The following is a 6,679-nucleotide window of genomic DNA, read 5'->3' as shown; positions in this document are numbered from 1 at the left end:
ATTACGTGTTCACTCGTGAGACTTGGTATTCATTTAGCGTCCGTGGACGTCAAGAATCCATGTCACTTTGAGTGCCCACACAGATTGTCTGATAAATTGTTAAAGAGCAGTTGTGACGCGCTCTGGAGCGCTGTCACGAGGTGGCGTATATTACGCTTTCCTCTTTCAGAGTCAACCCTGAATTTCAGGATTTTTCTCTTTCGACTTACCGTCGCTGCGAGTTGTTGTTCGCTGAGCGCCGTGTCGATGGAGGCGCATTATAGGGAGCCGGAGAGGAATGACAAGCGGAAAAATGCATTTTTATTTCAACCGCTCATCTTTTCATCACAACGGTTATTTTTGGTGCTTTTTGATAGCAGCAGGCAGCTCTGCCAGGCTATTAATCACCCAATCTGCACTGTTTTCCGCTTCCGGCGTCACAGGCTTGCCGGTCCGCACCAGAACTTTCGTTCCGACCTGAGCCGCAGTCGCCGCCTGCATATCTTCAATTTTATCACCCACCATATAAGATGCAGCCATATCGATATGCAGGTAATCGCGCGCCGAGATAAACATCCCCGGCTGCGGCTTACGGCAATCACATTCCTGACGGAACTCTTCTACACTACCTTGCGGATGATGCGGACAATAATAGATACCATCCAAATCAACACCCCGGTCAGCCAACGACCAGTCCATCCATTCCGTCAGTGTTTCGAATTGTTCTTCGGTGAATTTACCGCGCGCAATGCCAGACTGGTTCGTGACCAGCACCAGTGCAAATCCCATTTCTTTTAATTCGCGCATGGCGTCAATGACACCATCAATAAATTCGAAGTTATCGATCTCATGGACATAGCCGTGATCGACATTAATCGTGCCGTCACGATCGAGGAAAATAGCGGGTACTGACTTTGCCACGGGTTTACTCCTGAAAAAGGCCTATATGCCTAGTATCTCATGTTTCGCTACGCAGGAAAGTGCTCATCGCGCAGAGCGACATTGATTTAGACGTCTGGATGCCTTACCATCCGCTGTGTTTACGGGCATCCCCCGTAACCGGCAGAAGAAAATGCCACGGCTCACTCCTATACGATAAAAATAATCTGATGATTAAACTTTCGAATATCACCAAAGTGTTCCAGCAGGGGAACCGCACAATTCAGGCACTGAAAGATGTCAGCCTGCATGTTCCTGCTGGCCAAATTTATGGCGTTATTGGCGCCTCAGGCGCCGGTAAAAGTACGCTGATCCGCTGCGTCAATCTGCTTGAACGCCCAACGCAAGGCAGCGTGCTGGTTGATGGCCAGGAATTGACACAACTTTCCGAAGCGGAATTAACCAAAGCCCGCCGCCAGATTGGCATGATCTTCCAGCACTTTAATCTACTCGCCTCCCGCACCGTATTCGGCAATGTGGCCTTACCGCTGGAGCTGGATAACACTCCGCGTGAAGAGATCCATCGCCGGGTGAAAGAGCTGCTTGAGCTGGTGGGTTTAGGCGATAAGCATGATAGCTATCCGGCAAACCTGTCCGGTGGGCAAAAACAACGTGTCGCCATCGCGCGTGCGCTGGCCAGCAACCCAAAAGTACTGCTGTGCGACGAAGCCACCAGCGCGCTGGATCCCGCAACCACCCGCTCTATTCTTGAGTTACTGAAAGACATTAACCGCCGTCTGGGCCTGACCATCCTGCTTATCACGCATGAAATGGATGTGGTAAAACGCATTTGCGACTGCGTCGCGGTGATAAGCAATGGTGAACTGATTGAACAGGATACGGTGAGCGAGGTCTTCTCACACCCGAAAACGCCGCTGGCACAGCAATTTATTCAGTCCACATTGCATCTGGATATCCCGGAAGATTACCTGCTGCGCTTACAAGCCGAACCACATAAAGATAGCGTGCCAATGCTGCGTATGGAATTTACCGGCCAATCAGTGGATGCGCCACTGCTGTCGGAAACAGCGCGCCGCTTCAATGTGAACAACAATATCATCAGCGCGCAGATGGATTACGCAGGCGGCGTGAAGTTCGGCATTATGCTGACAGAGATGCACGGCGCTCAACAAGATACGCAAGCAGCCATCGCCTGGCTGCAGGAACACCATGTAAAAGTAGAGGTACTCGGTTATGTCTGAGGCAATGATGTGGCTCTTTGCCCGCAGCATCTGGGAAACGTTGTTTATGACCTTTGCTTCAGGCTTTTTGGGGTTTGTCGTTGGTCTGCCGTTTGGTGTGCTGCTGTACGTCACCCGTCCAGGTCAGATTATGCAAAATCCGGGGCTCTATCGGGTGATTTCAGCGCTGGTTAACGTGTTTCGCTCCATTCCGTTTATCATTTTACTGGTATGGATGATTCCCTTTACCCGCATTATTGTCGGCACTTCTATTGGTTTGTATGCGGTAATTGTTCCGCTAACAGTAGGTGCCGCGCCGTTTATTGCCCGTATGGTGGAAAACACCCTGCTTGAGCTGCCGGCAGGCTTAATTGAGGCTTCCCGCGCGATGGGGGCCACGCCGATGCAAATTATCCGTAAGGTACTGCTGCCAGAAGCGTTACCGGGCCTGATCAACGCCGCGACCATTACGCTTATCACGCTGGTGGGTTATTCCGCAATGGGCGGGGCCGTGGGCGCAGGCGGTCTGGGCCAATTGGGTATCCAATATGGCTATGTGACCTACAATCCATTAGTGATGAATACCGTACTGATATTGCTCGTGGTTTTGGTTTACCTCATTCAGTTCGCGGGCGATCGTATCGTCCGGGCTGTAACGCACAAATAACGTGACACACAACATAACGACTCTGATAGTAAGGAAAATAACATGGCTTTTAAATTCAAGACCTTTGCGGCAGTCGGCGCGCTGCTTGGATCTCTGGCGCTGGTCGGCTGCGGCCAGGATGAAAAGGATCCGAATCACATTAAAGTCGGTGTGATTGTAGGCGCTGAACAGCAGGTTGCAGAAGTGGCGCAGAAAGTCGCCAAAGAGAAATATGGTCTCGATGTTGAACTGGTAACCTTTAATGACTACGTTCTGCCGAACGAAGCACTGAGCAAAGGTGATATCGATGCCAACGCATTCCAGCATAAACCGTATCTGGATCAGCAGATCAAAGATCGCGGTTTCAAACTGGTTCCGGTCGGCAACACCTTCGTTTACCCGATTGCAGGCTACTCCAAAAAAATCAAATCACTCTCTGAGTTGCAGGACGGCTCTCAGGTAGCGGTGCCGAACGATCCGACTAACCTGGGCCGTTCTCTGCTGCTGTTGCAGAAGCAGGGTCTGCTCAAACTGAAAGACGGTATTGGTCTGCTGCCGACCGTACTGGACATCACTGAGAACCCGAAAAACCTGAAAATTGTTGAACTGGAAGCACCACAGCTGCCACGTTCACTGGATGATGCGCAAATCGCGCTGGCAGTCATTAACACCACCTATGCCAGCCAGATCGGCCTGACCCCGGCAAAAGACGGTATCTTCGTTGAAGATAAAGACTCCCCGTACGTAAACCTGATCGTCGCCCGCGAAGACAATAAGGACGCGGAAAATGTGAAGAAATTCGTTCAGGCATACCAGTCTGACGAAGTGAATGAAGCGGCAAACAAAGTCTTCAACGGCGGCGCTGTGAAAGGCTGGTAATCTCCTCTGTCTGTAATATCATTCAAGGCGGGCGAAAGCCCGTCTTGTCATTTGTGCACGCGCCTGATTCAATAAGCCGCGTTTAGAACATTTCATTGAGGATATATTATGCGTGCTTTACCGATCTGTTTATTAGCACTGATGCTAAGCGGCTGTTCCTTGCTAAGCAGATCTCCCGCCGAACCTGTAAAAAGCACTGCAGTCGCACCGAAAGCCGAGCCGGAAAAGCCGAAAGTCGTTCGTCCCGCGCCGGTACGGATTATCACCAACGCTGAAGAGTTAGTCGGAAAACCGTTCCGTGATCTGGGAGAAGTCTCCGGTGACTCCTGCCAGGCAAGCAACCAGGACTCTCCGCCGAATATCCCGACTGCACGCAAACGCATGCAAATCAATGCGTCAAAAATGAAAGCCAACGCCGTTCTGCTGCATAGCTGTGAAGTCACCAGCGGCACTCCGGGTTGCTACCGTCAGGCCATTTGCGTCGGTTCCGCCCTCAATATTTCGGCGAAATGAGTAGCTTTGCTTTTGAACAAATAGGCGTTATTCGTTCGCCGTACAAAGAGAAGTTTGCCGTGCCGCGCCAGCCTGGTCTGGTGAAACAAGGTGGCGGCGAACTTCACTTACTTCCCCCCTATAATCAGGCCGAAGCCGTACGCGGCCTGGAAGCATTCAGTCATCTATGGGTTCTTTTCGTTTTTCATCAAACGATGGAAGGCGGCTGGCGCCCGACCGTGCGCCCTCCGCGCCTCGGCGGCAATGCACGCATGGGCGTGTTTGCCACCCGCTCCACTTTCCGCCCTAACCCGATTGGCATGTCGCTGGTTGAACTCAACGGTATTTGTTGCCATAAAGATCAGGTTATCTTGCAACTGGGCAGTCTGGATCTGGTCGATGGCACGCCGGTCGTGGATATCAAACCGTACCTGCCATTTGCCGAAGCGCTGCCCAATGCGCAAGCCAGCTACGCGCAACAGGCTCCGACCGCAGATATTCCGGTCTTTTTCACGGCGGAAATTGAGGCGCAACTGGCAGCGCTGGCAACGCGTTACCCGCAGTTAAAAGCCTTTTTGGTTGACGTTCTGGCGCAGGATCCGCGACCGGCTTACCGTAAAGATGAAGAGCAGGGGAAAACCTATGCTGTCTGGCTGCTGGATTTTAACGTGCGCTGGCGCGTAACCGATGCGGGATTCGAAGTGTTTGCACTCGAAGCACGCTAATTTTATTCCCCTCTCTTTTGGCATCTCTGCCAGGCTGATAAACTAAACCACTTTTTTGTGTCAGGTCCGCTCCGGGCCTGCTCCAATTGTCCAAATGGAACCGTAACAAGATGCGTACTAGCCAATATCTGCTCTCCACCCTGAAGGAGACGCCTGCCGACGCCGAAGTCATCAGCCACCAGCTGATGCTGCGCGCCGGGATGATCCGCAAACTGGCCTCCGGGTTGTATACCTGGCTGCCGACCGGTGTGCGTGTTCTGAAAAAAGTCGAAAACATCGTGCGTGAAGAGATGAATAACGCCGGTGCGATTGAGGTGTCGATGCCAGTCGTGCAGCCAGCGGATCTCTGGCAGGAAAGCGGTCGTTGGGAGCAATATGGTCCGGAACTGCTGCGTTTTGTCGATCGCGGCGAACGTCCGTTTGTGCTCGGTCCGACCCACGAAGAAGTGATCACGGACTTGATCCGCAATGAACTGAACTCTTACAAGCAGCTCCCGCTGAACTTCTTCCAGATCCAGACCAAGTTCCGTGACGAAGTGCGCCCGCGCTTTGGCGTGATGCGCTCCCGCGAGTTCCTGATGAAAGATGCTTACTCTTTCCATACTTCTCAGGAATCCCTGCAGGAAACGTACGATGCCATGTACGCTGCTTACAGCAAAATTTTCAGCCGTATGGATCTGGATTTCCGCGCAGTGCAAGCGGACACCGGTTCAATTGGCGGTAGCGCATCGCACGAATTCCAGGTATTGGCGCAAAGTGGTGAAGACGATGTGATCTTCTCTGACTCCTCTGATTTTGCCGCTAACATTGAGTTTGCTGAAGCGCTGGCACCGAAAGAGCCGCGCGCCGCCGCGACGCAGGAAATGACGCTGGTTGATACGCCGAATGCAAAAACCATCGCCGAGCTGGTGGAACAGTTCAATCTGCCAATTGAGAAAACCGTTAAAACGCTGCTGGTGAAAGCCACGGAAGAGAGCGGTTCTGCGCTGGTTGCGCTGTTAGTACGCGGCGATCACGAACTGAACGAAGTCAAAGCCGAGAAGTTACCGCAGGTTGCTGCGCCGTTGACCTTCGCCACCGAAGCGGAAATCCGTGCGGTCGTCAATGCAGGCCCTGGTTCTCTCGGCCCGGTCAATATGCCGATTCCGGTGATCATTGACCGTACCGTTGCGGCGATGAGCGATTTCTCCGCCGGTGCGAATATCGATGGTAAGCACTACTTCGGCATTAACTGGGATCGCGATGTGGCCACCCCGGTTGTTGCAGATATCCGCAACGTGGTTGCCGGCGATCCAAGCCCGGATGGCAAAGGTACGCTGCTGATCAAACGCGGTATCGAAGTCGGTCATATTTTCCAACTGGGCACCAAATACTCCCAGGCACTGAACGCTGCGGTGCAGGGCGAAGATGGCCGTAACCAGATCCTGACCATGGGGTGCTATGGTATCGGTGTTACCCGCGTGGTTGCCGCAGCGATTGAGCAGAACCATGACGAGCGCGGTATCGTCTGGCCGGATGCGATTGCCCCGTTCCAGGTCGCTATTCTGCCGATGAATATGCACAAATCCTACCGTGTACAGGAACTGGCGGAAAAACTGTACGCTGAGCTGCGCGCGCAGGGTATTGAAGTGCTGATGGATGACCGTAAAGAGCGTCCGGGCGTCATGTTTGCCGACATGGAACTGATCGGTATTCCTCACACCATCGTGATTGGCGATCGCAACCTCGACAACGACGACATTGAATACAAATATCGTCGCAGCGGTGAGAAGCAGCTGATCAAAACCGGTGATATCCTGGACTACCTGGTTCACGCCATCAAAGGCTAAGCGCCACAA

General features: G+C 52.7%; 7 protein-coding genes. 6 read left to right on the top strand and 1 reads right to left on the bottom strand.

Features of this window, described 5'->3' with window-relative positions; translation table 11 throughout:
• Window positions 1-333: 333 nt before the first annotated feature.
• Window positions 334-900, bottom strand: a complete 567-nt coding sequence (gene gmhB / locus ABGA49_RS10355; protein ID WP_347665516.1) for a D-glycero-beta-D-manno-heptose 1,7-bisphosphate 7-phosphatase — start codon at window positions 898-900, stop codon at window positions 334-336.
• Between the two features lie 188 nt (window positions 901-1,088).
• On the opposite strand from gmhB, the gene metN reads away from it, so the two are divergent.
• From metN to proS, 6 genes are all read left to right on the top strand, one after another.
• Complete coding sequence (gene metN / locus ABGA49_RS10350; RefSeq protein ID WP_347665515.1) at window positions 1,089-2,120, top strand: methionine ABC transporter ATP-binding protein MetN; 1,032 nt, start codon at window positions 1,089-1,091, stop codon at window positions 2,118-2,120.
• Window positions 2,113-2,766 carry a methionine ABC transporter permease MetI gene (locus ABGA49_RS10345; RefSeq protein ID WP_061497521.1) on the top strand — a complete coding sequence of 218 codons (654 nt, stop codon included), beginning with the start codon at window positions 2,113-2,115 and terminating at the stop codon, window positions 2,764-2,766. The genes metN and ABGA49_RS10345 overlap by 8 nt, the downstream gene beginning before the upstream one ends.
• Window positions 2,767-2,808: 42 nt before the next feature.
• Window positions 2,809-3,624, top strand: coding sequence for a methionine ABC transporter substrate-binding lipoprotein MetQ (metQ, locus tag ABGA49_RS10340; RefSeq protein ID WP_061497523.1), 816 nt, complete (start codon window positions 2,809-2,811; stop codon window positions 3,622-3,624).
• Window positions 3,625-3,732: 108 nt separating this feature from the next.
• Window positions 3,733-4,137, top strand: a complete 405-nt coding sequence (gene rcsF / locus ABGA49_RS10335) for an Rcs stress response system protein RcsF (protein ID WP_088237421.1) — start codon at window positions 3,733-3,735, stop codon at window positions 4,135-4,137.
• The gene (tsaA, locus tag ABGA49_RS10330; RefSeq protein WP_347665514.1) at window positions 4,134-4,841 is read left to right on the top strand and encodes a tRNA (N6-threonylcarbamoyladenosine(37)-N6)-methyltransferase TrmO; all 708 of its coding nucleotides are present in this window, start codon (window positions 4,134-4,136) and stop codon (window positions 4,839-4,841) included. The genes rcsF and tsaA overlap by 4 nt, the downstream gene beginning before the upstream one ends.
• A gap of 110 nt (window positions 4,842-4,951) precedes the next feature.
• Window positions 4,952-6,670 (top strand): proline--tRNA ligase, encoded by a 1,719-nt coding sequence (gene proS, locus ABGA49_RS10325; protein WP_347665513.1) that lies wholly within the window; start codon window positions 4,952-4,954, stop codon window positions 6,668-6,670.
• Window positions 6,671-6,679: the final 9 nt, after the last annotated feature.

The sequence above is a fragment of the Kosakonia sp. WA-90 genome, assembly GCF_039871955.1.
GTDB lineage: Bacteria > Pseudomonadota > Gammaproteobacteria > Enterobacterales > Enterobacteriaceae > Kosakonia > Kosakonia oryzendophytica.
The sequence above is the reverse complement of the archived record's forward strand: the minus strand, read 5'-3'. Positions and strand labels throughout refer to the sequence as shown.